At 67.4% G+C, this 25,203-nt stretch carries 28 protein-coding genes; 10 read left to right on the forward strand and 18 right to left on the reverse strand.

From position 1 onward, the window contains the following. Window positions 1–8: 8 nt before the first annotated feature. The 6 genes from HUS23_02375 to HUS23_02400 form a co-directional block, all read right to left on the reverse strand. Window positions 9–1,553 (reverse strand): 2-isopropylmalate synthase, encoded by a 1,545-nt coding sequence (locus tag HUS23_02375; GenBank protein ID QKT02741.1) that lies wholly within the window; start codon window positions 1,551–1,553, stop codon window positions 9–11. 300 nt (window positions 1,554–1,853) lie between these two features. Continuing rightward, on the reverse strand, window positions 1,854–2,669 hold the full coding sequence (gene pssA, locus HUS23_02380; GenBank protein ID QKT02742.1) for a CDP-diacylglycerol--serine O-phosphatidyltransferase: 816 nt from the start codon (window positions 2,667–2,669) through the stop codon (window positions 1,854–1,856). 194 nt (window positions 2,670–2,863) lie between these two features. Beyond that, window positions 2,864–3,880, reverse strand: a complete 1,017-nt coding sequence (gene ilvC / locus HUS23_02385) for a ketol-acid reductoisomerase (protein QKT02743.1) — start codon at window positions 3,878–3,880, stop codon at window positions 2,864–2,866. A gap of 48 nt (window positions 3,881–3,928) precedes the next feature. Next, window positions 3,929–4,423, reverse strand: coding sequence for an acetolactate synthase small subunit (gene ilvN, locus HUS23_02390; protein ID QKT02744.1), 495 nt, complete (start codon window positions 4,421–4,423; stop codon window positions 3,929–3,931). 4 nt (window positions 4,424–4,427) lie between these two features. Continuing rightward, window positions 4,428–6,146 (reverse strand): acetolactate synthase 3 large subunit, encoded by a 1,719-nt coding sequence (locus HUS23_02395; protein QKT02745.1) that lies wholly within the window; start codon window positions 6,144–6,146, stop codon window positions 4,428–4,430. 150 nt (window positions 6,147–6,296) lie between these two features. Further along, complete coding sequence (locus tag HUS23_02400) at window positions 6,297–7,847, reverse strand: DNA mismatch repair protein MutS (protein QKT02746.1); 1,551 nt, start codon at window positions 7,845–7,847, stop codon at window positions 6,297–6,299. 274 nt (window positions 7,848–8,121) lie between these two features. On the opposite strand from HUS23_02400, the gene HUS23_02405 reads away from it, so the two are divergent. The 4 genes from HUS23_02405 to HUS23_02420 all read left to right on the forward strand — a co-directional run bounded on the left by HUS23_02405 (window position 8,122) and on the right by HUS23_02420 (window position 11,123). After that, the gene (locus HUS23_02405; protein QKT04934.1) at window positions 8,122–8,409 is read left to right on the forward strand and encodes a DUF3579 domain-containing protein; all 288 of its coding nucleotides are present in this window, start codon (window positions 8,122–8,124) and stop codon (window positions 8,407–8,409) included. Between the two features lie 4 nt (window positions 8,410–8,413). Continuing rightward, window positions 8,414–8,758, forward strand: a complete 345-nt coding sequence (locus HUS23_02410; GenBank protein ID QKT02747.1) for a hypothetical protein — start codon at window positions 8,414–8,416, stop codon at window positions 8,756–8,758. 75 nt (window positions 8,759–8,833) lie between these two features. Beyond that, complete coding sequence (locus HUS23_02415; protein QKT02748.1) at window positions 8,834–10,552, forward strand: proline--tRNA ligase; 1,719 nt, start codon at window positions 8,834–8,836, stop codon at window positions 10,550–10,552. After that, window positions 10,485–11,123 carry a lytic transglycosylase domain-containing protein gene (locus HUS23_02420; protein QKT02749.1) on the forward strand — a complete coding sequence of 213 codons (639 nt, stop codon included), beginning with the start codon at window positions 10,485–10,487 and terminating at the stop codon, window positions 11,121–11,123. Before HUS23_02415 ends, HUS23_02420 begins: the two co-directional genes overlap by 68 nt. Before the next feature lie 108 nt (window positions 11,124–11,231). On the opposite strand, the gene HUS23_02425 is transcribed toward HUS23_02420, so the two are convergent. From HUS23_02425 to HUS23_02455, 7 genes are all read right to left on the reverse strand, one after another. Continuing rightward, window positions 11,232–11,489 (reverse strand): acylphosphatase, encoded by a 258-nt coding sequence (locus HUS23_02425; protein ID QKT02750.1) that lies wholly within the window; start codon window positions 11,487–11,489, stop codon window positions 11,232–11,234. 8 nt (window positions 11,490–11,497) lie between these two features. Continuing rightward, a complete protein-coding gene (locus tag HUS23_02430) occupies window positions 11,498–12,286 on the reverse strand; it encodes an efflux RND transporter periplasmic adaptor subunit (GenBank protein QKT02751.1) in 789 nt (262 codons plus the stop codon). Further along, window positions 12,283–13,617 (reverse strand): TolC family protein, encoded by a 1,335-nt coding sequence (locus tag HUS23_02435; protein ID QKT02752.1) that lies wholly within the window; start codon window positions 13,615–13,617, stop codon window positions 12,283–12,285. The genes HUS23_02430 and HUS23_02435 overlap by 4 nt, the downstream gene beginning before the upstream one ends. Then, window positions 13,614–14,159 carry a thioredoxin fold domain-containing protein gene (locus HUS23_02440; GenBank protein ID QKT02753.1) on the reverse strand — a complete coding sequence of 182 codons (546 nt, stop codon included), beginning with the start codon at window positions 14,157–14,159 and terminating at the stop codon, window positions 13,614–13,616. The genes HUS23_02435 and HUS23_02440 overlap by 4 nt, the downstream gene beginning before the upstream one ends. A 13-nt stretch (window positions 14,160–14,172) precedes the next feature. Next, entirely contained in the window at window positions 14,173–14,646 is a 474-nt protein-coding gene (locus HUS23_02445; protein ID QKT02754.1) for a TlpA family protein disulfide reductase, read from the reverse strand. A 141-nt stretch (window positions 14,647–14,787) separates the two neighbouring features. Next, the gene (locus HUS23_02450; GenBank protein ID QKT04935.1) at window positions 14,788–15,108 is read right to left on the reverse strand and encodes a LysM peptidoglycan-binding domain-containing protein; all 321 of its coding nucleotides are present in this window, start codon (window positions 15,106–15,108) and stop codon (window positions 14,788–14,790) included. 642 nt (window positions 15,109–15,750) lie between these two features. Further along, on the reverse strand, window positions 15,751–16,077 hold the full coding sequence (locus tag HUS23_02455; GenBank protein ID QKT04936.1) for a DUF4398 domain-containing protein: 327 nt from the start codon (window positions 16,075–16,077) through the stop codon (window positions 15,751–15,753). 136 nt (window positions 16,078–16,213) lie between these two features. Here HUS23_02455 and arsC point away from each other — a divergent pair, with 136 nt between their 5' ends. Genes arsC through HUS23_02470 form a run of 3 tightly spaced genes read left to right on the forward strand, consistent with a single transcriptional unit; the run spans window position 16,214 to window position 17,542 of the window. Continuing rightward, window positions 16,214–16,564, forward strand: a complete 351-nt coding sequence (arsC, locus tag HUS23_02460; protein ID QKT02755.1) for an arsenate reductase (glutaredoxin) — start codon at window positions 16,214–16,216, stop codon at window positions 16,562–16,564. Window positions 16,565–16,566: 2 nt separating this feature from the next. Continuing rightward, window positions 16,567–17,169, forward strand: coding sequence for an NAD(P)H:quinone oxidoreductase (gene wrbA / locus HUS23_02465; GenBank protein QKT02756.1), 603 nt, complete (start codon window positions 16,567–16,569; stop codon window positions 17,167–17,169). Further along, entirely contained in the window at window positions 17,162–17,542 is a 381-nt protein-coding gene (locus HUS23_02470) for a DUF2069 domain-containing protein (protein ID QKT02757.1), read from the forward strand. Before wrbA ends, HUS23_02470 begins: the two co-directional genes overlap by 8 nt. Window positions 17,543–17,644: 102 nt before the next feature. Here the strand turns inward: HUS23_02470 and hda are convergent, their stop codons facing one another. From hda to HUS23_02485, 3 genes are read right to left on the reverse strand one after another with little or no spacing between them, the layout of a single operon-like run. After that, on the reverse strand, window positions 17,645–18,325 hold the full coding sequence (hda, locus tag HUS23_02475; GenBank protein QKT02758.1) for a DnaA regulatory inactivator Hda: 681 nt from the start codon (window positions 18,323–18,325) through the stop codon (window positions 17,645–17,647). Continuing rightward, window positions 18,322–18,891, reverse strand: coding sequence for a CDP-alcohol phosphatidyltransferase family protein (locus HUS23_02480; GenBank protein QKT02759.1), 570 nt, complete (start codon window positions 18,889–18,891; stop codon window positions 18,322–18,324). Before HUS23_02480 ends, hda begins: the two co-directional genes overlap by 4 nt. Before the next feature lie 9 nt (window positions 18,892–18,900). Continuing rightward, complete coding sequence (locus HUS23_02485; protein QKT02760.1) at window positions 18,901–19,923, reverse strand: DUF2066 domain-containing protein; 1,023 nt, start codon at window positions 19,921–19,923, stop codon at window positions 18,901–18,903. 135 nt (window positions 19,924–20,058) lie between these two features. On the opposite strand from HUS23_02485, the gene purM reads away from it, so the two are divergent. From purM to HUS23_02500, 3 genes are read left to right on the forward strand one after another with little or no spacing between them, the layout of a single operon-like run. Continuing rightward, window positions 20,059–21,117: a phosphoribosylformylglycinamidine cyclo-ligase gene (gene purM, locus HUS23_02490; GenBank protein ID QKT02761.1), complete on the forward strand. Its 1,059-nt coding sequence runs from the start codon at window positions 20,059–20,061 to the stop codon at window positions 21,115–21,117. Then, window positions 21,114–21,788, forward strand: a complete 675-nt coding sequence (gene purN, locus HUS23_02495; protein QKT02762.1) for a phosphoribosylglycinamide formyltransferase — start codon at window positions 21,114–21,116, stop codon at window positions 21,786–21,788. Before purM ends, purN begins: the two co-directional genes overlap by 4 nt. Beyond that, entirely contained in the window at window positions 21,785–22,495 is a 711-nt protein-coding gene (locus tag HUS23_02500) for a DUF3108 domain-containing protein (GenBank protein QKT02763.1), read from the forward strand. Before purN ends, HUS23_02500 begins: the two co-directional genes overlap by 4 nt. 16 nt (window positions 22,496–22,511) lie before the next feature. Here the strand turns inward: HUS23_02500 and HUS23_02505 are convergent, their stop codons facing one another. Together HUS23_02505 and apbC are read right to left on the reverse strand one after the other, a co-directional pair. Beyond that, the gene (locus HUS23_02505) at window positions 22,512–23,078 is read right to left on the reverse strand and encodes a dCTP deaminase (GenBank protein QKT02764.1); all 567 of its coding nucleotides are present in this window, start codon (window positions 23,076–23,078) and stop codon (window positions 22,512–22,514) included. Window positions 23,079–24,104: 1,026 nt separating this feature from the next. After that, on the reverse strand, window positions 24,105–25,199 hold the full coding sequence (apbC, locus tag HUS23_02510) for an iron-sulfur cluster carrier protein ApbC (GenBank protein QKT02765.1): 1,095 nt from the start codon (window positions 25,197–25,199) through the stop codon (window positions 24,105–24,107). Between the last annotated feature and the right edge of the window lie 4 nt (window positions 25,200–25,203).

Consider the following 25,203-nt stretch of genomic DNA (forward strand, 5'->3'; position numbering starts at 1 on the left):
CGCGGAACTCAGACGTCCGCCGCCTGCGGGTGCGCCCGCGTAACGGTGGCGTAGAGCTTGTTCAGCGCGTTGATGTACGCCTTGGCGGAGGCCACGACGATGTCGGTATCCGCCCCTTGCCCGTTGACGATACGCCCGCCCTTCTCCAAGCGCACGGTGACCTCGCCCTGCGCGTCGGTGCCGCTGGTGATATTGCTCACCGAGTAGAGCTGCAGCTGGGCGCCGCTCTCGGCAACCGACTCGATGGCGCGGTAGGCGGCATCCACCGGGCCGCTACCCTCGGCGCTGGCGGTGAGCTCCTCGCCCTCGCGCACGACGGTGATATCGGCACGCGGCGTCTCCCCGGTTTCCGAGCACACCCGCAGGAACGCCAGCTTGTAGAGTTCGCGCTCGGCCGCGAAGGTGTCGGACACCAGCGCGTGCAGATCCTCGTCATAGATGTCGTGTTTCTTGTCCGCCAGATCCTTGAAGCGCTGGAAGGTGGCGTTCAAGTCCGCCTCGTGCTCGAACTCGATGCCGAGTTCCTTCAGGCGTGAGCGAAAGGCGTTACGACCCGAGTGCTTGCCGAGCACCATGCGGTTCGCGGTCCAGCCGACGTCCTGCGCGCGCATGATCTCGTACGTCTCGCGGTTCTTGAGCACGCCGTCCTGATGGATGCCCGACTCGTGCGCGAAGGCGTTGGCGCCCACGATGGCCTTGTTGGGCTGCACCGGAAAGCCGGTCACGTTCGAGACCAGGCGCGAGCAGGTCATGATCTGGGTGGTGTCGAGGTGGTCGACCTGACAGGGGAAGATGTCCTGACGCGTGCGTACCGCCATCACCACCTCTTCAAGCGCGGCATTGCCGGCACGCTCTCCGAGGCCGTTGATGGTGCACTCGACCTGACGCGCGCCGTTGACCACCGCGGCCAGCGAATTGGCCACCGCAAGGCCGAGGTCGTTGTGGCAGTGCACCGAGAACACCGCCTTGTCCGAGTTCGGGATGCGCTCGCGCAGGGTGCGGATCAGTTCGCCGAACTGCTGGGGTACGTTGTAGCCCACGGTGTCGGGTATGTTGAGCGTGGTGGCACCGGCGTCGATCACCGCCTCGAGCACGCGACACAGGAAGTCGATATCCGAGCGGCCGGCGTCCTCGGGCGAGAACTCCACGTCGTCGGTATACTGCCGCGCGCGCTTGACCGCGTGCACCGCCTGCGCGAGCACCTGGTCGGGCTCCATGCGCAGCTTCATCTTCATATGAATCGGCGAGGTGGCGATAAAGGTGTGGATGCGGGCCGCGTTGGCCTCGCGCAGGGCCTCGCCGGCCCGGTCGATGTCCCCGTCCACCGCGCGCGCGAGGCCGCACACGCGTGAATCCTTCACCGCACGCGCTACCGCCTGCACCGCCTCGAAGTCACCCGAGCTGGCCACCGGGAAGCCGGCCTCGATCACATCCACGCGCAGACGCTCAAGGGCGGTGGCAATGCGCACCTTCTCGTCGCGCGTCATGGAGGCACCGGGACTCTGTTCCCCGTCGCGCAAGGTGGTGTCGAAGATAATGAGCTGGTCTTTCATGGCTACTGCTCCTGCGAACGCGCCTGTGCGGTTCGTCAACGCTACGGAAGTCTACAACGCGGATGCGTGATCGTGGCCCTCACGCCGGGGCGTCTTTCACTCGCTGCTCAGGGCAGCAGTCGTAGCGAAAGCAGGGCGTCGTGGGAGAGGAGCAGAGCAAAGGAGATGCGCGCACCGGCATGCGGCGGGCGCATACGCACCGCGCCCTGCGCACCGGCAGGACGGCAGAGGCTTGAATGTCGGCTTACGGGCTCCATGCCGGAAACTATACCGTCGCGGGTCGGCCTTTGCCAAGCCGGCTCAGGGCTTGTCCTCGCCGGCGCGGTCGGTGCCCTCCAGGTGTGCCTTACGCTCAGCGCGGCGCCGACGCAGATTGGTCAGTGTGAGTACCGGCCCGCTCAAGGCGTACAACAGGAAACCGGCGAACAGCACCTGCGGCGGGTCGATGGAGATCAGCACGAACACCAGCACCACCACCAGCATGGTCACGAACGGCACCCGGCCGCGCAGGTCCAGGCCCTTGAAGCTGTGGTAGCGGATGTTACTCACCATCAGCAGGCCGGCCAGCACCGTGAGCATGAAGGCGGGCAATCGCCAGGTCTCACCGTCGAAGCCGTAGCTGCTGCCGACCCACACCAAGCCCGCCACCAGCGCGGCGGCGGACGGACTCGGCAGCCCTTGGAAGTAGCGCTTGTCGGCGGTATCGACCTGGGTATTGAAGCGCGCCAGGCGCAGCGCCGCCGCGGCGGTGTAGATGAACGCGGCCAGCCAGCCGAGCTGACCCAGCTCGATCAACGACCACTGGTAGATGACCAGCGCCGGCGCCAAGCCGAAGGACACCATGTCGGCGAGGCTGTCGTACTCGGCGCCGAACGCACTCTGGGTGTTGGTCAGGCGCGCCACCCGCCCATCGATGCCGTCCAGCAGCATCGCCACGAACACCGCGATGGCGGCGTGGCGGAAGTTCCCGCCCATGGCCGACACGATGGCGAAGAATCCGGCGAACAGCGCGGCGGTGGTGAACAGATTGGGCAGCAGGTAAATGCCCCGGCGCCGCTTGGGCTCGATGCCGTCGGTCTTGCGTGGTGTCACCGCCTCATCCTTCTCGCTGGCCATCCATCGTCGCCGCATACGGTACAACATGGCGCCGGGCGCGGCACCCCCGACAACCCGCGCGTTTGCGCAAGCACGCTCATCCCCGCCCCCGCCAACGCGCAAAGAAAAGGCCGCATCGCGGCCCTCTCCGACGCCTAGTCGCGCGGGGATACTTCGACGCAGCCCGAGATCCCCGCGCGACAGCTCGCGTCGCGCTAGTTCTTGCTGCGGTCGACGATGCGGTTGGCCTTGATCCACGGCATCATTTCGCGCAGGCGCTCGCCCACCACCTCGATCTGGTGCTCGCGGCCCAGGCGGCGCAGGGCCTTGAGCTTGGGCGCGCCGGCCTGATTCTCGATGATGAACTCGCGCGCGAACTCGCCCGTCTGGATCTCGCGCAGGATGCGCCGCATCTCGTTCTTGGTCTCCTCGGTGACCACGCGGGGGCCGCGCGTCACGTCGCCGTACTCGGCGGTGTTGGAGATCGAGTAACGCATGTTGGCGATGCCGCCCTCGTACATCAGGTCGACGATCAGCTTGAGCTCGTGCAGGCACTCGAAGTAGGCCATCTCGGGGGCGTAACCCGCCTCGACCAGCGTCTCGAAGCCCGCCTGCACCAGCGCCGTGGCGCCGCCGCACAGCACGGCCTGCTCACCGAACAGGTCGGTTTCGGTTTCTTCGCGGAAGTTGGTCTCGATGATGCCGGCACGCCCGCCGCCATTGGCCGAGGCATAGGACAGCGCGATGTCGCGCGCCTTGCCGCTGGCGTCCTGATAGACCGCGATCAGCGAAGGCACGCCGCCGCCCTGGGTGTAGGTGGAGCGCACCAGGTGGCCGGGGCCCTTGGGGGCGATCATGATCACGTCGAGATCGGCGCGCGGCTCGATCTGACCGAAGTGGATGTTGAAGCCGTGCGCGAAGGCCAGCACCCCACCCTGCTTGATGTTGGGCTCCACGTGCTCGCGGTACAGACGCGCCTGGTGCTCGTCCGGGGCCAGGATCATGACCAGGTCGGCGCTCTTGACCGCCTCGCCGCATTCGGCCACGTTCAGCCCGGCGCCCTCGGCCTTCTTGGCCGAGCCGGAGCCAGTGCGCAGCCCCACCGTGACGCTGACGCCCGAATCCTTCAGGTTGTTCGCGTGGGCATGCCCCTGGGAGCCGTAGCCGATGATGGCGACCTTCATGCCGCGGATGATGCTGAGGTCGCAGTCCTGATCGTAATAGATGTTCATGGGCGTCTCGTTATTGCAGAAGGGTATGAAAGGGAAAGAGAAGGTCGCTCAGGCACGCAGGCCCTTGTCGCCGCGCGAGATGCCCGACACGCCGGAGCGCACGGTCTCGAGCACTTGGGAGCTGTTCACCGCCTGGATGAACGCGTCGAGCTTGTCGCCGGTGCCGGTGAGTTCGACCGTGTACGTGGTGTCGGTGACGTCGATGATGCGGCCGCGGAAGATGTCGGTCAGGCGCTTCAGCTCCTCGCGCTGCTCGCCGCCGACCGCGCTCACCTTGATGAGCATCATCTCGCGCTCGATGTGCGTGCCCTCGGTGAGGTCCACGAGCTTGACCACGTCCACCAGCTTGTTGAGCTGCTTGGTGATCTGCTCGATGATCTCGTCCGAGCCGCGGGTGACCAGCGTCATGCGCGACAGCGAGGCGTCCTCGGTGGGCGCCACGGTGAGCGACTCGATGTTGTAGCCGCGCGCGGAGAACAGACCGGCCACGCGCGACAGCGCCCCAGCCTCGTTCTCCAGCAGAATCGAAATGATATGCCGCATCTTCTTATGCCAGTTCCCGCTCGGGCGCCAGGTGCATCTCGTTGTGCCCCTTGCCCTGCGCGATCATCGGGTAGACGTTCTCGGTCTGGTCGGTCATGAAATCCAGGAACACCAGGCGATCCTTGAGCGCCAGTGCCTCGCGCAGCGCGCCCTCCACGTCGCCCGGCTTCTCGATGCGCAGACCGACGTGGCCGTAACTCTCGGCCAGCTTCACGAAGTCCGGCAGCGCGTCCATGTAGGACATGGCGTAGCGGCCTTCGTAGAAGAACTCCTGCCACTGGCGCACCATGCCCATGTAACGGTTGTTCAGGTTGATGACCTTGATGGGCAGGCGGTACTGCAGCGCGGTGGACAGCTCCTGGATGCACATCTGGATGCTGGCCTCGCCGGTCACGCAGGCCACGGTCGCGTCCGGATGGGCGAGCTGCACGCCGATGGCTGCCGGCAGGCCGAAGCCCATGGTGCCGAGTCCGCCCGAGTTGATCCAGCGGCGCGGCTTGTCGAACTTGTAGAACTGCGCGGCCCACATCTGGTGCTGGCCGACGTCGGAGGTGATGTAGGCATCGCCACCGGTCGCCTCGTACAGCTTCTCCAGCACGAACTGCGGCTTCACCAGTTCGCTCGCGCGGTCGTAGCGCAGGCAGTCCTTGGCGCGCCATTCGTCGATCTGTTTCCACCAGGCCGCCAGCGCCTCGCGGTCGGGATCGCGGCGCGCCTCCTTGAGGGCTTTGTTCATGTCGGTCAGGACGTTGCGCACCGAACCCACGATGGGCACGTCGACCTTCACGTTCTTAGCGATGGAGGCGGGATCGATATCCACGTGGATGATGCGCGCGTGCGGGCAGAACTTCTCGATGTCGCCGGTCACCCGGTCGTCGAAGCGCGCGCCGATCGCCACCAGCACGTCGCAGTCGTGCATGGCCATGTTCGCTTCGTAGGTGCCGTGCATGCCGAGCATGCCGACGAACTGGGGGTCGGTCGCCGGATAGGCGCCGAGCCCCATCAACGTGTTGGTGATGGGGAAGCCGAGCGCACGCGTCAGTTCCGTCAGTTCCGCCGAGGCGTCGTCGAGCACCACGCCGCCGCCGGTGTAGATCATCGGGCGCTTGGCGCCCAACATGAGGTCCACGGCGCGACGGATCTGGCCAGGATGGCCCTGCACCACCGGGTTGTAGGAGCGCATGCGCACCGACTCCGGATAGACGTAGGGCACGCGGATGCGCGGATCGGTGATGTCCTTGGGGATGTCGACCACCACCGGGCCGGGACGGCCGGTGGTCGCGACGTAGAACGCCTTCTTGAGCGTCTCGGCCAGCTCGTTGACGTCCTTGACCAGGAAGTTGTGCTTCACGCACGGGCGGGTGATCCCCACCGCGTCCACTTCCTGGAAGGCGTCGGAGCCGATGTAGCGGGTCGGCACCTGGCCGGTGATCACCACCATCGGAATGGAGTCCATGAAGGCGGTGGCGATGCCGGTCACGGCATTGGTCGCGCCCGGGCCGGAAGTGACCAGCACCACGCCCGGCTTGCCGGTGGAGCGCGCATAGCCGTCCGCCGCATGGGTGGCGCCTTGTTCGTGGCGCACCAGCACGTGCTTGACGGCGTCCTGCTGATAGAAGGCGTCATAGAGGTGCAGTACCGCGCCGCCGGGGTAGCCGAATACGTACTCCACACCCTCGTCCTTCAAAAACTGGACGACGATTTCGGCACCGGAGAGCTCCACGTCACAACCTCCACGAAGGTGAAAAGCGCCCCGAACATGGGGGCGAACAGCGAGGACACGCGCAAAGGAAGAAAGTACTTATATTAGCGACGCAGGTCAAGCAGGGCCGCCCGACGACCCGCCGCGGCGCGCCAGGTGCGCGGGCGCGGCTCAGAACCTGGCCAGGTGATCGCGGGCGCGCTGCACCAACTCCGGGGGCAGCCCGCTCTTCTCGGCGATCAGCAGGCCCAACGACTTGCCCGGCTCGCCGATGCGCAGCTGGTAGGTGGGGCGCAGTTGCTCATGGTCGAACAGCATCGAGGCATTGCGCACATGGTCGCGCTGCGCGGCATAGGTCTTGAGCGGCGACAGGTGGGTGTTGACGATGCCCTGCACGCGGCGCTCGACCAGCTCGTCCATCACCGACATGGCCAGCGCCGCCCCCTCCTCCGGATCCGTGCCGGTACCCAGCTCGTCGAGCAGCACCAGGGTGCGCTCGTCCGCCTCGGCCAGGATGCGCTTCAAGACCTCCACATGGCCGGCGAAGGTGGATAAGTGATGGAACAGGCTCTGGTGATCGCCGACGTCGACCATCACGCGGCGGTAGTTGCCGATCACGCAGTCGCCCTCGGCCGGAATGTGCAGCCCGCAGTGGGCCATCACGGTCAGCAGCCCCAGGGTCTTGATGACCACGGTCTTGCCGCCGGTGTTGGGGCCCGTGATCACCAACACCCGGTTCTGGTCGTCCAGACGCACCGACAGCGGCACCGGCTGCGGGCCGCTGCCGTCCGCGTACTGCAGCAGCAGCAAGGGATGGTAGGCCTGCTCCAGCGCGACCAGCGGCTCGTCGGCCAGCTGCGGCGCGTGCGCGTTCAGGTGCTGGCTGAGCTGCCCGGCCGCGAGCGCGAGGTCGATCCAGGTGAGCGCGGCGATCTGCTGATGCAGCGCATCGAGATGCGCGCGCACCACGCCGGTGATCTCGCGTAGCAGGCGCTGCTGCTCGGCGCCGATCTGGCCGTTGACGGTCTCCAGGCGGTTGTTGACCGCCACCGCCTCCATCGGCTCCATGAGCACATCGCGCCCGCCCATGGCGGTGCCGCGACGCACCCCCTTCACGCGGTCGGCGGCGCTGTTGTGCAGCGCGAACACGGCGCGCTGATTGTGCCACTGGACCTTGGGCTCCTTGACCGCGTCGGCGACGTCCGCGGCCTGCATGCGCCGCTCCACGATCTGCCCGGCCTCGGCGCACAAACGCGCCTGCTCCCCATGCAACTCGGCGAGCGTCTCGCTCGCCTCCGGGCGCAGCGCCGCGCCGGCCGCCAGCGTCTGCGCCAGCCGTTCGGCCACCGGCGCCGGGGCGTTCAGCGCCGCGGCCGGCCCCGGATAGAGCGCCGGCCAACGTTCCACCGTATCCCGCAGCCCCTCCACCGCCTGCATCACCAGACGCAGGTTATGCAGCGCATGCACGTTCAGCGCCGCGCCCTCGCGCGCCGCCTGGCGCAGTGCGGCACGCATGTCCGGCAGTTCGCCCAGCGCCGGGACGGCGCCCGCCTCCAGGACCTCGCGCGCGGCGGACACCGAGGCTTGCATGCGCAGCGCATCGGCCAACGCGGGCGCGGGCTCCAGGGCCCGGGCGGCGTCGGCGCCGTACGGGGTGGCGGTGAGTTTCTCCAGCAGTCGCCGGATGCCCTCGAACTCCAGGGCCTTGAGGTCGCTGTTCATGGAAGGCGTTTCGAGAATTCGTCTGCAATCATGGCGGTTAACGGGACGCACCGGCGCCACCGCGCGAGTTCAACATCGTAGCAAACGCCCGCGCCACCGACCATGGGCACCGCCCGCGGCAAAAAGCATCCCAAAGCCCGCCTTTTTGTCGACCCGCCGGTGCACTTGGGGGCGCAAGTCCTGTAGACTAGAGCCCATCAGCGACACGGAGCGAGCGACTCCGGTCGATTCGAAGTACAAGGTCTCCCTTGTCATGCCATCCGAACCTGTGAGCATGCACGCCAACAACAAAATCATCATCGAGGGCATCACCACCGAGGGCCGCAAGTTCCGTCCCAGCGACTGGGCCGAGCGGATGAGCGGTGCCCTGTCCACCTTCGGTGGCGGGCGGATCCACTACTCCCCGCTGCTGCAGCCGCAGACCTCGCGCAGCGGCTCCAAGTGCGTGGTGGTCGATCCTGCGCTGCGCCAGATCCACCCGGAGCTGTTCCGGCACATCATCAACTTCGCGCGCGCTAACCACCTGACCATCATCGGCGAGCCTGAGCCCAGCGAGGCCTGAGGCCGTGCCGTACCTGAGCCTGCAGACCAACCAGGACTTGAGCGAGGAGCAGGCGAGCGCACTGCTTCCGCGCCTCTCGACGCAGCTCGCCGACCTGCTCGGCAAGCCCGAGCGCTACGTCATGGTAGCCCTGCGCCCGCCCGTGCCGATGATGTTCGCCGGCAGCGACGCCCCCGCCGCTTATCTGGAACTGAAGAGCATCGGGCTGCCGTCCGCAGACGCACCGGCCCTGTCGGCCGAGCTATGCGCCCTGCTCGAGGAAACACTCGGCATCCCCCGCGACCGCGTGTATATCGAGTTTGCCGACGCGCCCCGCACGATGTGGGGCTGGAACGGGCGGACCTTCTAGCCGGCGCGGCCTGTACGCTCGGGGCGCCCCGCGGCTACAATGCCGGCACCCATAAACGCGGAGTCTTGCCGTCCGATGCGTAGCTCGCAGTTTCTACTCAGCACCCTCAAGGAAACCCCCTCCGACGCCGAGGTCGTCAGCCACCAGCTCATGCTGCGCGCGGGCATGATCCGGCGCCTGTCCAGCGGACTTTACACTTGGCTGCCGCTGGGCCTGCGCGTACTGCGCAAGGTGGAGGCCGTGGTGCGCGAGGAGATGAACCGCGCCGGGGCCCAGGAGGTACTGATGCCCGCGGTACAGCCGGCCGAGTTGTGGCAGGAGTCGGGCCGCTGGGAGCAGTACGGCCCCGAGTTGCTGCGCCTCAAGGACCGCCACCAGCGCGAATTCTGTTTCGGGCCGACCCACGAGGAAGTCATCACCGACCTCGCGCGCAACGAGCTGCGCAGCTACAAGCAGCTGCCCGCCAACTTCTACCAGATCCAGACCAAATTCCGCGACGAGATCCGTCCGCGCTTCGGCGTGATGCGCGCGCGCGAGTTCCTGATGAAGGACGCCTACTCCTTCCACCAGGATGCGGCCTCGCTGAACGAGACGTACGAGGTGATGTACGCGGCGTACACGCGGATCTTCCAGCGCCTGGGACTGGACTTTCGCGCGGTGCGCGCCGACACGGGCTCCATCGGCGGCAGCCTGTCCCACGAGTTTCACGTGCTGGCGGACTCCGGCGAGGACGCCATTGCCTTCTCCGACGGCAGCGATTACGCGGCCAACGTGGAGTTGGCGGAGGCGGTCGCGCCCGCCGCCGAGGCACCCGCACCCGGCGAGGACCTGCGCCTGGTCGACACCCCCAATGCCAAGACCATCGCCGAGCTCGTCGAGCAATTCGGCGTCCCCATCGAGCGCACGGTGAAGACCCTGGTCGTCGCCGCCAGCGAGGAGAGCGGCGGCGGCCTCGTCGCACTGCTGATCCGCGGCGATCACGAGTTGAATGCGGTCAAAGCCGAGAAGCTGCCCCAGGTGGCCGCGCCGCTGCGTTTTGCCGAGGAAAGCGAGATCCGCGCCGCCATCGGCGCTGGGCCGGGCTCGCTCGGCCCCGTGAAGCTGCCCATCCCGTGCGTGATCGACCGCGCCGTGGCGGCACTGGCCGACTTCGCCGCCGGCGCCAACGTCGACGGCAAGCACCATTTCGGCATCAACTGGGCGCGCGACGCGGCGCGCCCCGCAGTGGCCGATCTGCGCAACGTGGTGGCGGGCGACGCGAGTCCCGACGGCAAGGGCACCCTCAGCATCCGCCGCGGCATCGAGGTCGGGCACATCTTCCAGCTCGGCACCAAGTACAGCGCGGCGCTGGGCGCGACGGTGCTCGACGAGCAGGGCCAGAGCATCGTGATGCCCATGGGCTGCTACGGCATCGGCGTCTCGCGCGTGGTCGCGGCGGCCATCGAGCAGAATCACGACGCGCGCGGCATCATCTGGCCGCAGGCGATCGCGCCGTTTCAGGTCGCGCTGGTGCCGATCAACATGCACAAGTCGCAACGCCTGCGCGAGGCCGCCGACGCGTTGTACGCCGCCCTCACCGACGCAGGCTTCGAAGTCTTCTACGACGACCGCAAGGAACGCCCGGGCGTCATGTTCGCCGACATGGAACTCATCGGCATCCCGCACCGGGTCGTCCTGTCCGAACGCGGACTGGACGCCGGCGAGATCGAGTACAAGGGGCGTAGCGATGATCAAGCGGCGCAGGTTCCCATGGCGGAACTGGCGGCCTTCCTCCGCGACCGGCTCGCCGTCTGAAGAGCGCCGCGCCGGTGCGGCCTGCGCGCTGGCGTTCGGCCTGCTACTGATCGGCGCACCTGTCGCGGCCGACGCCGACCACGGGACTCTGCGCGCCGCCCTCGCCGATGCCCTGGCGGAACCGGACACCTTCGAGGACCGCTACGCCGCCGAGGTGTGGCTGGTCGACATGGCGCACCGCTTGCGCCACCGCATTCCCGACGAAGCCGAACGCATACGCCTGCTGCGCAAGGTGCACCAGGAAGCGGCCCGCGTCGATCTGCCGCCGGAAGTCGTGCTCGCCGTGATTCAAGTGGAAAGTAATTTCGATCGCTTCGCGATTTCCGTGGCCGGGGCGCAGGGTCTGATGCAGGTGATGCCCTTCTGGCTGGAGGAACTCGGCCGACCCGACGACAACCTGTTCGATCTGCGCACCAACCTGCGCATGGGCTGCACCATCCTGCGCCATTACCTGGACCGGGAGCGCGGCGACCTTACTCGCGCACTGGCGCGCTACAACGGCAGTTTCGGACAGACTTGGTATCCCGAACGGGTGTATCAGGCGTTGAACACCCGCTGGGCGGCCCGCTGACGTGTGAGGGGCGCCCCTGCATGGAGAGCAGCAACCGAAGAAAGGGACCGCGAGGCACCGGTGGCGGCGTTCCCACCGCAGCTAGAAAACCGTCGTCGTAGAGGGACGCTACTTCACCGAGAAGCCGGCGGGGGCGTCGCCGTCGACCACCTCGCAGTCGACGCCCTCCACACGCGCGGCGCGCGGCCCCTGCCACAACCAGGACCGCAAAGCCTCCACCTGTGCCGGCACACCGCAGGCCAGCACCTCCACCGAGCCGTCGTCGAGATTGCGCACATAGCCGCGCACCCCGAGCTCCTTCGCCTTCCGCTCGGTGGACGCGCGGTAAAACACGCCCTGCACGCGACCGCGTACACGGCACGTCATGCAGACGCTCACGGCAGATCGACCTGCCCGCTCTGCCCCGCACGCAAGGTCACGCGGTTCGGGTCGTAGTCGAACTCAACGTCCACCGCGTAGCCGCCGGCCTCCGCCGGCTCGAGACCGACATGGCGCACCTGTCCGTCGAATCGCTGGCCGGCCACACGCACCGGCACTTGCGCACCGCGCGTGAGACGGCCGACGACCTCCTCCCCGGCTTGCGCACGCGCCACCATGCGCCCGTCCTGCGCCAGCACCAGCAACGGCGTCACCTGCAGACCGGACGCAATGGCCTGCCCGGGCTCCACCATGCGCCGCAGCACAACCGCATCGAACGGTGCGCGCAGCACGCTGTATTCCAGATTCAATTCACTTTGTACCAGTTCCGCCTGCGCCGCGGCGTACTCGGCCTTGGCGCGCGCAAAGGCAATCTTCGCGACATGCAGCTCGTGATCCGACAGCACCGTGCGTTCATACAGCTCCTCGGCGCGCTCCGCCTCGCGCTCGGCCTCCGCGAGGGCTTCCTCCTGGCTGGCCATGCGCGCCTTGGCACGCGCCACGGCGGCCTCGTAGCCGCGCGCATCGAGCCGCACCAGTACCTGCCCGCGCTTGACCCGCTCGCCCTCGCGCACCTCGACCGCCCGCACCGTGCCCGACACCGGCAGGCCCAACTCCACGCGCGCGGCCCAGTGCAGCGTCGCCGCCTGTTCCGCCGCCAGGGGCACCGAGCCCCAGAGCAGTGCCAGCGCTGCGAACGTCACCAGCGCGACGCGACGCGCCTCCACCATGCTTCGTGCCCTCACCGTATCGCCTCCTCCGGTAGCGGCATCGCCCCTGTGAGCGCGTCCAGGCGCGCCCAGGCTTGCGCCAACTGAAAGTCCACCTCCGCCCGCGCCAATTCGGCCTCGGACACGCGCACCATCGAATCCCCCAGATCCGTGCGAACCTCCATCTCGTACAGCGCGCGGCTGCGGTCGAGATAGAGGGCGCGATAATCGCGCAGCACATTCATCTCCTGCCGACGCGCCTGCAGGTGCTCGAGTTCGAGGTACAGCTCGAGCACCTGCTGACGCAACGCCAGGTCGTGGGCGTGCAACTCGGCGCGCAGGCGCGCGAGCTCGGCGTTCTGCTGCGCGACCTGCGCTGCGACCCGCCCGCCGGTAGCCAGCGGCACTTCCAGCACGACGCCCGCGCGCCACTCGTCGCGCCCCGACAACGGGCGCTCGTAGTGGAAGGCCTCGAGTTCGGCATCGAGGCGCGGGCGACGCCCGGCACGCGCGGCGCTCACGCGCTCGCGCGCGGCGTCAACCTCGGCGCGTAACGCGCGTAGCGTGAGATTGTGTTCGCGCACGCTTTGCTCCAATTCCTCCAACTCGGGGAGCTCGCGCTGCAGGGCCAGGTTCGGCACGGCCAGGTTGGCGGGCAACTGGCCGGGGCGGCCCAGCACCGCCGCCAGGCGGGCGCGCGAGGTGCGTTGGCGATGCTGGCTCTCAATGCGCCGTGCACGAATGTTCTGGAAACGGCTTTCATGCTCGAGCAAATCGACGTCCGAGACCTGACCAAGCTCGTGCCGATCGCGCAGCCGATCCAGCGCCACGAACACCACCGCCATGTCCTCGTTGTCGCGCGTGAACTGCAGATCGGCCAGCAACACGTCAAAGTAGTGCCGCATGATCTCCAGGCGCCGCTGCTGCCGCGCATCGAGATAGGCGAGTTCGCTGCCGTGCAGCGCCGCATCGGCTGCCGACAGCGCGCCGCGACTGCGCCCGAAGTCGTAGAGATTCTTACGCACCACGATTCCCGCGAGGTGATCCTCGACACTGTCGCGGTTGTTATCGGGGGAGAGCTCGGACGGCCCGACCACGCGCGCACCCGCAATCAGGCTTGCCTCCAAGCCAGTACGCGCGCGGGCATCGAGGCGTCCGGCGCGCGCCCGGTCTCGCGTAGCGAGCGCGCGCGCCAGATCGGGATGCTCGGCCTCGTCAGCCAGCGACAAGGCATGGTTCAGCGTCAGGGGATCGGGCAGTGGCTGCGCGGTGTCCGCCGGCGCCGCGATCGGCAGCACCAGGCACGTGCACAACGCGAGAAACCGCGCGCCCCTCCCACCGCGCGGCGCCCACGAGCGCTTGATCATCGGTCGATCAGCTGTCCTTCTTGTTCGCGCCGATAGCGGGTAAAGCGCATGTCCTTATAGATGCCGTCCGCCACGAACTGCGCCATTAGCAGAAACTCGTCAGGGCCGGCCGTGCGTCCGGTGTGGCGGTGCACCATCTCCCCGTCGAGATCGAAAAAGGCCATCACCGGCGTGGCCCGCACGCGGTGCTCACGAAACGCGAAGTCGCGTTCCGTCATGGTGTTGCCTTCGAAATCGACCACCTCCACGCCGCCCTCGATGTCGACACTGAAGGCGAGGAAATGGTCCTTGAAGTACTCCTGGACCGCGGGCTGATTCAGCACGTGGTCCTTCATGTAGTGGCAGAACGGGCACTCGTCCATCTCGAAGAAGATGAACACACCCTTCTTGTTCTCCTCCCGCGCCTTCTCCAGTTCTTCCTGGAAATCGTGCCAGGTTTCGTCGAAGAAGTGGCGATAAGGATCGCGCGGCCCGTCGGCGGATACCGCCAAGGGTGCGGCCAGCAGAGCGGCAGCAAGGAATAGAACGCTGAATCTCGACATGTGTAACCTCCGCCTAGCGCCCACGGCTTTCGTGCTTATCGATGAATTCATCCAGCATCTGGGCGTCGAGTTCGCCGAGGTGACGCGCGACAACCTCGCCGGACGGATCCACCAGATACGTTGTAGGCAGTCCGACGACGGGGCCCAGCGGCGTCTGCGACGCGGGCTCCATGCGCAGTACAGGATACGAGATCGCATGCACATCGATGAAGCCCGCCAGCATGTCGGCGTCGATGTCTTCCATGTTCACCCCAAGGACCACTGCATCGTCCCGGCGTTCGTGGAACCTGATCAACTCGGGAATCTCTTTCAGACAGGGCGGGCACCACGTCGCCCAGAAATTGACCACCACCCAGTTGCCGCGATAGTCGGACACCTTGTGTTCCCGGCCATCCATACCGGGGAGGACTAACTCGGCGCTGGCGAGCGCCGCCATGGGTAAGACCAGGGCGATGCTCAGCAACCATCGACGTACCGCTCGCGACATATTGGCGCCTCTTCGGAGTCTTTTTTGTACCGACCGCGCCCTGACGAAAAGGTTCCGGTGCTCACCCATGCCGAGCTGGCATGCCGCGCATAAAAAAGGGCTCCCCGAAGGGAGCCCCTTTGACCCTTTGGGGCGCCGGTATTAGCGGCGGCCTCGCAGGTAGTCCTGGTCCGACTGCTCGACCCGGCCCAGTTCCCACTCACCGCGGGTACGGGCATGCTGCGCCGCCGCGTCGATGTCCTGCTGCGAGAAGTTGCGCTCGATGCGGAAGCGCTGACCCGGGTAGATCAGGTCGGCGTCGGTGATCTGGTCGCGGTTGGTGCGATAGATCAGCGGCCAGTGGTAGGGGTTGTTGTAGACCTCGGCCTTGCCGGAGATCGACCACAGGCTGTCGCCACGCTGCACGTTGTACTCGGTGGCCTCGCCACCGGCTTGCGCGCGACGCTGCTCGGCCGCCAGCATCGCCTGCCGACGGGCCTGGACGGCGAGTTCGTAGGCGGTGTCGTAGTCGCCCGCATCGAAGGCCGTGCGTGCGTCTGCGATCATCTTCTCGGTGTCGCGCCACTCCTGCCCGGCCTCGCGCGCCTGGCGCAGGGCCTCCTCGGCATCCTGGATCGCGCCTTCGGCGGCGGCACGGCGGAACGTCTCACGCTCGGTGCGGCGCTGCTCGGCCGCCATCTCGCCCTCCGCACGCGCGCGCTGCGCCAACTGCAGCGCCTGCTGCGCATCGCCGGCCTCGAGCGCCTTCTCGGCGTCTTCTATGAACTTCTCGGTGTCGCGCCAGACCTGACCTTCCTGCGCAGCTGCGCTGGCGGCCGCGCGGGCCTCTTCGATGGCCTGCCGCGCCTCGGCCTCAGGACCGCGCGGCTCGGGCTGCACGGCGGCACAACCCGCGGCGACCGTCAACACCAGCGCCGCCAGACTCGAATACTTAAGCGAATCCTTTATTTTCATTTTCGGTAACTCCCGACTCATGAGTGTTTCGTCATTATCTTTAGACTTGAGAGAGGCCCTTAGATTCGGCCCATATCTCGCTGTTTTAGCCTTGACCTGACGCTATCACCGGCCCTATAAAGGTGTCAACCGGTGCGAACGCCAGTCCGCTCACAGCGCGGAGTCGCTTGTCGTCGCGCGGCGAATAGCGAGGCTGCGAGAGCGCATCGCTTGTTCCTTGGCTTCCAACGCAGCGTCCCGAGCGCTGCGGTACTGCCCTGCCTCCAAGTCGCGCGCGGCCTGCTCCAATAACCGTTCGGCGGCAACCAGGACATCCACGGCGTAGCGCTGCGCTTGCGCATCCCGCGCTGCCTGAACCGCCTGCCGGGCATCGCTCATTTCTTGCACCGGCGGAGCAACCGCGCAGGCCGCCAAAAAGAGCAAGGAAACCGGAACCGCAAGTAGCCTTTTCCAGCGATCCCCAGAACCTCTCGACATGCCGGCACCCATGGAAAAAACTAACGCATTTGGACTTGTTAAGGCCTGGCGACAAGAAGCTATCACCGGCCCTGTTGGGCTGTCAAGAAAGTCCCGGTACAATGGATGTTTTGGCGAATTTGGACGAAATTCTGTGATGGTAGTCACCATTTTTCATAATCCACGCTGTAGCAAATCGCGCGCCACCCTGGAGCTGTTGCAGGCGAAGGGCATCACACCGCGCGCCGTGGAGTACCTGAAGGCACCACCTTCTCCCGCGCAGCTGGAGGAGATCCTCCGCAAGCTCGGCATGGAGGACCCCCGGCAGCTCATGCGGCGACAGGAACCCGAATACCGGCAACTCAGTCTGGACGATCCCACCCTGGACCGCCAGGCGCTGCTGGCCGCGATGGCCGCCCACCCACGGCTGATCGAACGACCGATCGTAATCGCCGGCGAACGCGCCGCCCTCGGGCGTCCGCCCGAGAACGTCCTGGAGATACTCTAGATATGGCGGACGTACTGGTGCTGTACTTTAGCCGCCACGGCGCCACCGCCGAGATGGCCAGGCGGATCGCGCGCGGCATCGAGGAGATCCCCGGCGTGCACGCGCGCCTGCGCACGGTGCCGCGCGTCTCGACCGTCGCCGAGGCGGTGGAGGACAGCATACCGTCCGAGGGGGCACCCTACGCGACGCTGGAGGATCTAAAGGAATGCGCGGGGCTTGCGCTCGGCAGTCCGACCCGCTTCGGGAACATGGCGGCGGAGCTGAAGTATTTCCTGGACAGCACCAGCCCGCTGTGGCTGACCGGCGCCCTGGCAGGCAAGCCGGCGATGGTGTTCACCTCGACCTCCACGCTGCACGGCGGCCAGGAGGCGACCCTGTTGTCGATGATGATTCCCCTGCTGCATCACGGCATGCTGATCCAGGGCGTGCCCTACACCGATACCGATCTTCTGCACACGCGCACCGGCGGCACGCCCTACGGTCCCAGCCACACCGCCGGCACCGACAACGACCGTCCCCTCAGCGACGAGGAGGCGCGCCTGTGCCGCGCCGCGGGCCGGCGGCTCGCCGACACCGTGCGGCGCCTGGAGCGACACCATGACTAAAACGCGCTGGGCGCGCATCACGACGCTGGTGGGTTACTTCGGGCTGCTGATCCTGCTGCTGCTGTGGATCACACTGCTGCAACGCCCGCAATCGCCGATTTCGCTGGTGGTGCTGGTATGGGTGGTACCCCTGCTGTTCCCGCTGCGCGGGCTGCTGCATGCGCGCCCTTACACTCATGCCTGGGCGAGTTTCCTTGCCTTGCTGTACTTCGTGCACGGGATCGGGGAAGTGGCGGCCGGCGGGGTCGGCGTCTATCTAGGCGCCCTGGAGGTGCTGTTCAGCACGCTGTTCTGGACGGGTGCGGTGCTGTTCGCGCGTTTTCGCGGGCGCGAGTTGCGCTTAGTGCGCGAGGCCGCGGAACGCGCGGGCTAAAGCAGCGGCGCCTGCCAGACCGTCCCCAAGTTCTGCCCTCGGGAAGCTTTGTTTTATGCCGTCACCTGCGGCACACGGATGTGCCGCCGTGATCGACCTTTCTCAGTCGCGCGCGGCAATGACGCCGCGCACGAACGGTATCGTCACACGGCGCTGGGCAGCGAGGGAGGCCCTGTCGAGTCGATCGAGCAAGGCGCACAAGGCCGGCAGATCGCGGCGCCAATGGCGCAGTAGGAACCAAGCGACTTCCTCGCTCACGTCCAACCCGCGACGCGCCCCCTGACGGCGCAGCGCGTGCACCTTATCCGCGTCATCCAGCGGCTCCAGGTGGAACACCGCGCAGGCGCTCAAACGCGAGCGCAGGTCCGCCAACCCAAGGGGCAACGCCTGGGGCGGGGCCGCCGCCGCGAATACCAGACGCCCCCCGCCGGCCGACACCTCGTTGTACAGCCCGAACAGCGCCGCTTCCCAAGCGGGCTGACCGGCCACGGCGTCGAGATCGTCGACGCACACCAGCGCGATCGATTCCAGGCCCGCCGCCATCGCCGGGGCAAGTGCGGGCTCGTGCAACGGCAGGTACGCGCTGCTCGCCTGCGCGTTCGCGGCCTCCGCGCAAGCCGCCTGCAGCAGATGACTCTTGCCGGTCCCCGGCGCACCCCACAGATAGATCAAACGCTCCGGCCCGCGCAGCGCCGCCAGCGCGGCGCCGTTGGCGCCCGCCTCGAAGTGCTCGAAGGTCGGCGCACCGGCGAGCGCCATGCGCAAAGGCAGCTGATGGCTCATCGCGAGGCCCGCAACGCGCGCAGCCGATCGCGCGCGCGTCCGCTCCAGATCCATACATACTCGCTGCCGCTCGCAACGGTGGTCGCCGCGACGACGTAGATCAAGGCATCGATCAACCCGGCCGGCATCGGCAGTCCGCCCAGCGCGACGATGACGGCGAGCACCAGCACCATTTGCATCAGGGTATTGAACTTGGAGAGCGCGCGCGGCTCCACCCGATAGTTGCCAAGCGCGGCGCGGTACGCCGCGGCGCCGGCCAGGATGAGCACGTCCCGCCCGATGACCAGGGCGACCAGCCAGATGGGCAGATGACCGAGCAACCCCAGGCTGAGGTACAGGCCGACGTGCAGCAGCTTGTCGGCCAAGGGGTCGAGGAGCGAGCCCAGCCGGCTGGTCCAGCCATAGCGGCGTGCGAGAAAGCCGTCGGCGCCGTCCGACAGACCCGCCACCAGAAACAGCACCATGGCCGCGGTGTACTGCTCCAGCCACAGCAGCGCGATCAGCGGCGGCACCAACAGCAGACGCGCGCCGGTGATGAGGTTAGGGATGTGCCGGTAGCGGCTCACGACCTCGCGCTAGCGCACCAGACGCAGCACGACCTCATCGTCTGCGCCCTCGCTCTCGACCGCGGCCAGTGCGGCATTGCCGCGTAGTGCGCGGCCGAGGCCGGCACGTCCGCCGCGGGCATCGACGCGAAACACGACGTGGTCGGCGCCGAGGGTCTGCGGCTGCGCGAGCGATACCGGCCCGACGCGTTCCAGCGCCTCCATGGCACGCCGATAGTCCTGTAGGCCGCGTACGTCGCGCACACGCACATACAGCACGCCCTCCTGGCCGATGTTCTCCCCATAGTGGCGTGCCAGCAGATCACCGGCATGATCGAGCCCGCCGGCGAGCGTGTCCTGCAACGAGCCGCTCGACTCCCAGCCGGCCACTGCCTCGCCGCCCTGGAACAACTGCCAGCGTCCCGACCACTCGCGCGCGCCACGGGAGACACGGCCGCTCAGCACGGAGGCGGCGTCGTAGCGCTCCGAGGCCTCGAGCACGGGCTCGTGAAAACCGCCCCACAGATCACCCAGTCGCACCCGCCCCTGATCGGTCAAGTCCATCAGCGGAAACATCAGCGGCAAGGCCCGCTCCTGGGCACGTGCCTCGAGGACTTGGCGGGTCTCATGGTCGAGGTCGGCAGCGCCCAGCAGCATGCGCTCGCGTCCATCGTCGACCGCCAGCCACACCAGCGTGGCGTTGCGCGGGAACGGCCACGACACCACCTGCGCCCGACTGAGCAGCCCTTCCACGGCCGCCGTATCGAAGCGCACCCACAAGCGCTGGCCCTCGTCGTCCGCCAGGTAGCGATACTGCTGCACCAGACGACCGGCCTGACCGAGCGCTGCGCGGGCCTGCTCGTGGTCGAGCACGGCCCGGGTGCCGGCCACCTTCACCAGCACTTTGCTCAAGGCGGCACCGAGTGCCTGGTCGCGCTCCCCGGCGGCCTGAGAACGCACCGGCACCTCGACCTCGTATACGGCGGCGGGTGCGCGGGCCTCCGCATGGGCCACGGCGAGAATCAACAAAAGAGAGGTCAACAATATGCGCAAAACAGCCCCCGGGGATCGACGTCTTGCGGCCGTGCGCGCGTTTTCAGCGCCTAAGCCGGCCTGATAGACTATGGCGCCTATTATGCCTCCATTCTCCCTCAAGGGAATGTGCCCTTCCGCCAACTGGAGTGTCTTGTGACCGAGCGCAACCCCGATTCCCAGGCGTCCTTGAGCTACCGCGACGCCGGCGTCGACATCGATGCCGGCGATGCGCTGGTCCAGCGGATCAAGCCGATTGCCCAGCGCACCGCGCGTCCCGAGGTGATGCAGGGCCTGGGCGGCTTCGGCGCGCTGTTCGAGTTGCCGCTCGACCGCTACCGCGAACCGGTGCTGGTATCCGGCACGGACGGAGTCGGCACCAAACTCAAGCTCGCGATGCAGATGGGCCGCCACGACACCATCGGCATCGACCTGGTCGCGATGTGCGTGAACGACCTGGTGGTGCAAGGCGCCGAGCCGCTGTTCTTCCTCGACTACTACGCCACCGGCAAGCTGGACGTGGAGGTCGCCGCGCAGGTGGTCGAGGGCATCGGCGTGGGCTGCGAGCGCGCCGGCGCCGCGCTGATCGGCGGCGAGACCGCCGAGATGCCGGGCATGTACGGCGGCGGCGACTATGACCTTGCCGGTTTCTGCGTCGGCATCGTGGAGAAGAGCGCCATCATCGACGGCAGCCGCGTGCAGGCCGACGACGCGGTGCTCGGCATCGCCTCCTCCGGCCCGCATTCCAACGGCTACTCCCTGATTCGCAAGGTGCTGGAAGTTTCCGGCGCCGATCTCGCCCAGCCCTTCGACGGCCGCACGCTAGGCGAGGCCCTGCTCGAGCCGACGCGCATCTACGTCAAGCCGCTGCTGTCGCTCATGCACCAGGTCGAGGTGCGCGCGCTGGCCCATATTACCGGCGGCGGACTGACCGAAAACATCCCCCGCGTGCTGCCCGAAGGCCTGGGCGTCGAACTGGGCGCCAAGACCTGGCAGCAGCCCGCCATCTTCGACTGGCTGCAACGCGAAGGGGGTATCGAGACCGCCGAGATGTACCGCACCTTCAACTGCGGCATCGGCATGGCGGTGTGTGTCGCGCAGGGCGACGCCGAACGGGCCCTCGCCCACCTCGCCGAGGCCGGTCTGCCGGCTTGGCAGATCGGGCGCGTCGTCCCGCTGCGCGACGGGGCCCCCGCGGTCCTTATCCACGAGTGAGCGTCGGCACCGCGCCGTTGCCGATCGTCGTCCTGATCTCCGGCGGCGGCACCAACCTGCAAGCGATTTTGGACGCCTGCGCCGAGCGGCGCGTGCACGCGCGGGTGCAGGCGGTGATCGCCAACCGGCCCGCCGCCGGCGGCCTGGAACGTGCGCGCCGCGCGGGGGTGCCGGCGCAGGTCGTGGATCACACGGAATATTCGGACCGCGCCGCCTTCGATCGTGCGCTGGCGGCCGCCATCGATGCCCACCGCCCCGGGCTGGTTGTGCTGGCGGGCTTCATGCGTATCCTGGGGGACGAATTCGTCGCGCATTACGAAGGGCGCATGATGAACATCCATCCCTCGCTGCTGCCGCTGTACCGCGGCCTTGACACACACCGGCGCGCCATCGCCGACGGGCAGCGCGAGCACGGCGCCAGCGTGCACTTCGTCACCCGCGAACTGGACGGCGGGCCGGTCATCCTGCAGGCGCGCGTGCCGGTGCTGTCCGACGACACGCCGACCTCGTTGGCGGCGCGGGTGCTGGAGCAGGAGCACCGCATCTATCCGCAGGCTATTGATTGGTTCGCGCGTGGGCGCCTGCGCCTTGAAGACGGACGCGTCTTCCTGGACGACCGTCCGTTGAACGCCGCCGCCCCCACGGATCCCGGCGTGGAGCCGGCGGGATGAGGGCCGTTCCCGCCGCCCTCTTCCTGTTCCTGCTCGCCGGCCTCGCGCTCGCCGAGGCGCCGCAGCCCTTCAGCGCCAGCTACACCCTCACCGCCAACGGCGTGCGCGCCGCCGAATCGAGTCGCACCTTGCAGCGCCGGGAGGACGGCGTGTGGGAGTTTCGCACCGTGGCGCAACCGGCCGGCGTCGCCACACTGTTCGTACGCGACCGCATCGAGGAGTACAGCCGCTGGCGCCTCGAAGAGGGTAAGGTCAAGCCGATGTCATACGCCTATCACCAAACCGGCGGCCGCCGGGAGCGCCACCGGGAGATCGCCTTCGACTACGAGCGCGGCGTGATCGCCAGCACCCTCACCGATGAGCGCTGGGACCTGCCCTGTTGCGCGCAGGACCTCGCGTCGATCCAGATCGCGTTGATGCTCGACGTTGCGCAAGGCAAGACGCAGATGGAATACCCGATCGCCGACGGACGGCGGGTCGAGTCCTACACCTTCGAGGTCAAGGGCGAGGGGCGGGTGGAGACGCCGGCGGGACGCTATCACACGGTGCGCGTCGAACAGCGCGACACGGACCGCCAGCGCAGCATGATTTTCTGGTTGGCGCCGGAACTCGGCTATCTACCGGTGCGCATCGAGCAGCGCGACGCCGAGCGCACTGTCGGCACGCTGGTGCTGCGGCTCACCCGGCTTCGGGGCGATCCCGGCTGAGGTAATCGCCCCCGCCTCAGGTCTTGGGCAAGGTAACGCCCGTCTGCCCCTGATACTTCCCGCCGCGATCCTTATAGGAGGTCTCGCACTCCTCGTCGGACTCCAGGAACAGCATCTGGGCCACACCTTCGTTGGCGTAGATCTTGGCGGGCAACGGCGTGGTGTTGGAGAACTCCAAGGTGACGTGCCCTTCCCACTCGGGCTCGAGCGGCGTGACGTTGACGATGATGCCGCAACGGGCGTAGGTCGACTTGCCGAGGCAGATGGTGAGCACCTTGCGTGGGATACGGAAATACTCGACCGTGCGCGCGAGCGCAAAGGAATTCGGCGGGATGATGCACACCGGCCCCTTGAAATCGACGAAGCTGTTCGAGTCGAACTGCTTGGGGTCGACCACCGCCGAGTTGATGTTGGTGAAGATCTTGAACTCGTCCGAGCAGCGCACGTCGTAGCCGTAGCTCGAGGTGCCGTAGGAGACGATCGGCCCGCCGCCGTTGTGCCGTACCTGTCCCGGCTCAAACGGCTCGATCATGCCCTGCTCCTGCGCCATGCGCCGGATCCAGCGATCGGACTTGATGCTCATCTGCCCCGCCCCTGTGTGTGCGAATATGCCTGATGTTATTGTCGCCGCCGCGCCCTGCTCCGGAGCGCCGCGCCGATCCCAGTCTTGGCCGGTGATGCGCCAGCGGCGGGGGTCTTGCCCCCCTCGCTGCCGTCTCCCTGAGGGAGAGGGAGAAAAAGCCACGGTGAGTGCCGCCCGGCGCACTCGTGCGCACCCGCGCCCGACGCAGGCGCCCCGCGGCACACGGATGTGCCGCCGCTATGCGAAGGCGGGCGAAAACGACGATTTTTGCCCGCCGTGCCTGAGCGGGCCATGGATGGCCCGTCTCAGGCTTCTAACATCGCTGCCGCTATGCGGAGGCGGTCGAAAACCACGCTGTTCGACTGCCGTTGCTGAGCAACCCGGGTGCCCCGCACGCACCCGCGCCCGACGCAGGCACCCCGCGGCACACGGATGTGCCGCCGCTATGCGGAGGCGGTCGAAAACCACGCTTTTCGCCCGCCGTGCCTGAGCGGGCCATGGATGGCCCGTCTCAGGCTTCTAACATCGCCGCCGCTATGCGGAGGCGGTCGAAAACCACGCTGTTCGACTGCCGTTGCTGAGCAACCCGGGTGCCCCGCACGCACCCGCGCCTGACGCAGGCACCCGCGGCACACGGATGTGCCGCCGCTACGCGGAGGCGCGGGAAAACCACGCTTTTCGCCCGCCGTGCCTGAGCGGGCCATGGATGGCCCGTCTCAGGCTTCTAACATCGCCGCCGCTATGCGCAGGCGGGCGAAAACGACGCTTTTCGAACGCCGTGCCTGAGCGGGCCATGGATGGCCCGTCTCAGGCTTCTAACATCGCCGCCGCTGTGCGAAGGCGGGCGAAAACGACGCTTTTCGAACGCCGCTGCCTGAGCAATCCGGGTGCACCCGCACGCACCCGCGCCTGACGCAGGCACCCGCGGCACATGGATGTGCCGCCGCTATGCGGAGGCGCGGGAAAACCACGCTTTTCCCGCGCCGTGTCCGGGCAGGCCAGGGACTGGCCTGTTCCGGACTTCAATCAGCTATTCTGAATCACGATATTCGGGAACTTCGCGCTGTGGTCCTTCGCCCGCAGCGACAGCTTGGCCGCCATACGGCGCGCGATGGCGCGATAGATTTCCGCGATGCGGCTCTGGGGTTCAGCGACCACGGTCGGGCGACCGTTGTCGGCCTCCTCGCGAATGCGGATGTCGAGCGGCAGCGCCCCCAGGAAGTCGACGCCGTACTGTTCGGCCATACGGACACCGCCGCCCTCGCCGAAGATGTGCTCCTCGTGGCCGCAGTTGCTGCAGATGTGGATGCTCATGTTCTCCACGATACCGAGCACCGGCACCTCGACCTTCTCGAACATCTTCAGCCCCTTGCGGGCGTCGAGCAGGGCGATGTCCTGCGGCGTGGTGACGATCACCGCGCCCGCCAGCGGCACCTTCTGCGCGAGGGTAAGCTGCGTGTCGCCGGTACCCGGCGGCAGGTCGACGATGAGGTAGTCGACGTCCTTCCAGTTGGTGTCGTTCAGGAGCTGCTCCAGGGCCTGGGTAACCATGGGGCCGCGCCAGATCATCGGGGTTTCCTCGTCGATGAGGTAACCGATGGACATGGACTGCAGGTCGTAGCTCATCACCGGCTCGAGCGAACGGCCGTCCTTGGAGTCGGGGCGCGCGTTGGTGCCGAGCATGCGCGGCTGGCTGGGACCGTAGATGTCGGCGTCCAGAATACCGACCTTGGCCCCCTCGGCCGCCAAGGCCAGCGCCAGGTTCACCGCGGTGGTGGACTTGCCCACGCCGCCCTTGCCGGAGGCGACGGCGATGATGTTCTTCACCCCGCTGATGGGCTTGACGCCCTTCTGGGTGGCGTGGCTGGAAATCTTGCTGTCGATGTTGACCGTCACCTCGCCCACGCCGCGCACCTGCTTGAGCTTCTCGCGCAGCTTGTCGGCCAGTTCGGCCTGAAAGCCCTTGGCCGGGTAGCCCAGCTCGATCTTCAGCGTGACGTTATCGGCGTCGTCGATCTCGATACCCTTCACCGCCTTGGCCGATACCAAGTCGGAATCCAGGTTCGGCTCGATGAATTCCTTGAGCGCCGTCTCGACCTGCAGCTGCGACACGCTTGCCATAAAC

The organism is Ectothiorhodospiraceae bacterium 2226, assembly GCA_013348725.1.
Classification (GTDB): Bacteria; Pseudomonadota; Gammaproteobacteria.

Bases quoted from the DNA above. Each gene is read 5' to 3' on its own strand.
- HUS23_02375 (QKT02741.1), bottom strand. From the start codon at position 1,553: ATGAAAGACCAGCTCATTATCTTCGACACCACCTTGCGCGACGGGGAA.
- pssA (QKT02742.1), bottom strand. From the start codon at position 2,669: ATGGCCAGCGAGAAGGATGAGGCGGTGACACCACGCAAGACCGACGGC.
- ilvC (QKT02743.1), bottom strand. From the start codon at position 3,880: ATGAACATCTATTACGATCAGGACTGCGACCTCAGCATCATCCGCGGC.
- ilvN (QKT02744.1), bottom strand. From the start codon at position 4,423: ATGCGGCATATCATTTCGATTCTGCTGGAGAACGAGGCTGGGGCGCTG.
- HUS23_02400 (QKT02746.1), bottom strand. From the start codon at position 7,847: ATGAACAGCGACCTCAAGGCCCTGGAGTTCGAGGGCATCCGGCGACTG.
- HUS23_02405 (QKT04934.1), top strand. From the start codon at position 8,122: ATGCACGCCAACAACAAAATCATCATCGAGGGCATCACCACCGAGGGC.
- HUS23_02415 (QKT02748.1), top strand. From the start codon at position 8,834: ATGCGTAGCTCGCAGTTTCTACTCAGCACCCTCAAGGAAACCCCCTCC.
- HUS23_02420 (QKT02749.1), top strand. From the start codon at position 10,485: ATGATCAAGCGGCGCAGGTTCCCATGGCGGAACTGGCGGCCTTCCTCC.
- HUS23_02425 (QKT02750.1), bottom strand. From the start codon at position 11,489: ATGACGTGCCGTGTACGCGGTCGCGTGCAGGGCGTGTTTTACCGCGCG.
- HUS23_02435 (QKT02752.1), bottom strand. From the start codon at position 13,617: ATGATCAAGCGCTCGTGGGCGCCGCGCGGTGGGAGGGGCGCGCGGTTT.
- HUS23_02440 (QKT02753.1), bottom strand. From the start codon at position 14,159: ATGTCGAGATTCAGCGTTCTATTCCTTGCTGCCGCTCTGCTGGCCGCA.
- HUS23_02445 (QKT02754.1), bottom strand. From the start codon at position 14,646: ATGTCGCGAGCGGTACGTCGATGGTTGCTGAGCATCGCCCTGGTCTTA.
- HUS23_02450 (QKT04935.1), bottom strand. From the start codon at position 15,108: ATGCTGGCGGCCGAGCAGCGTCGCGCGCAAGCCGGTGGCGAGGCCACC.
- HUS23_02455 (QKT04936.1), bottom strand. From the start codon at position 16,077: ATGTCGAGAGGTTCTGGGGATCGCTGGAAAAGGCTACTTGCGGTTCCG.
- arsC (QKT02755.1), top strand. From the start codon at position 16,214: ATGGTAGTCACCATTTTTCATAATCCACGCTGTAGCAAATCGCGCGCC.
- wrbA (QKT02756.1), top strand. From the start codon at position 16,567: ATGGCGGACGTACTGGTGCTGTACTTTAGCCGCCACGGCGCCACCGCC.
- HUS23_02470 (QKT02757.1), top strand. From the start codon at position 17,162: ATGACTAAAACGCGCTGGGCGCGCATCACGACGCTGGTGGGTTACTTC.
- hda (QKT02758.1), bottom strand. From the start codon at position 18,325: ATGAGCCATCAGCTGCCTTTGCGCATGGCGCTCGCCGGTGCGCCGACC.
- HUS23_02500 (QKT02763.1), top strand. From the start codon at position 21,785: ATGAGGGCCGTTCCCGCCGCCCTCTTCCTGTTCCTGCTCGCCGGCCTC.
- HUS23_02505 (QKT02764.1), bottom strand. From the start codon at position 23,078: ATGAGCATCAAGTCCGATCGCTGGATCCGGCGCATGGCGCAGGAGCAG.
- apbC (QKT02765.1), bottom strand. From the start codon at position 25,199: ATGGCAAGCGTGTCGCAGCTGCAGGTCGAGACGGCGCTCAAGGAATTC.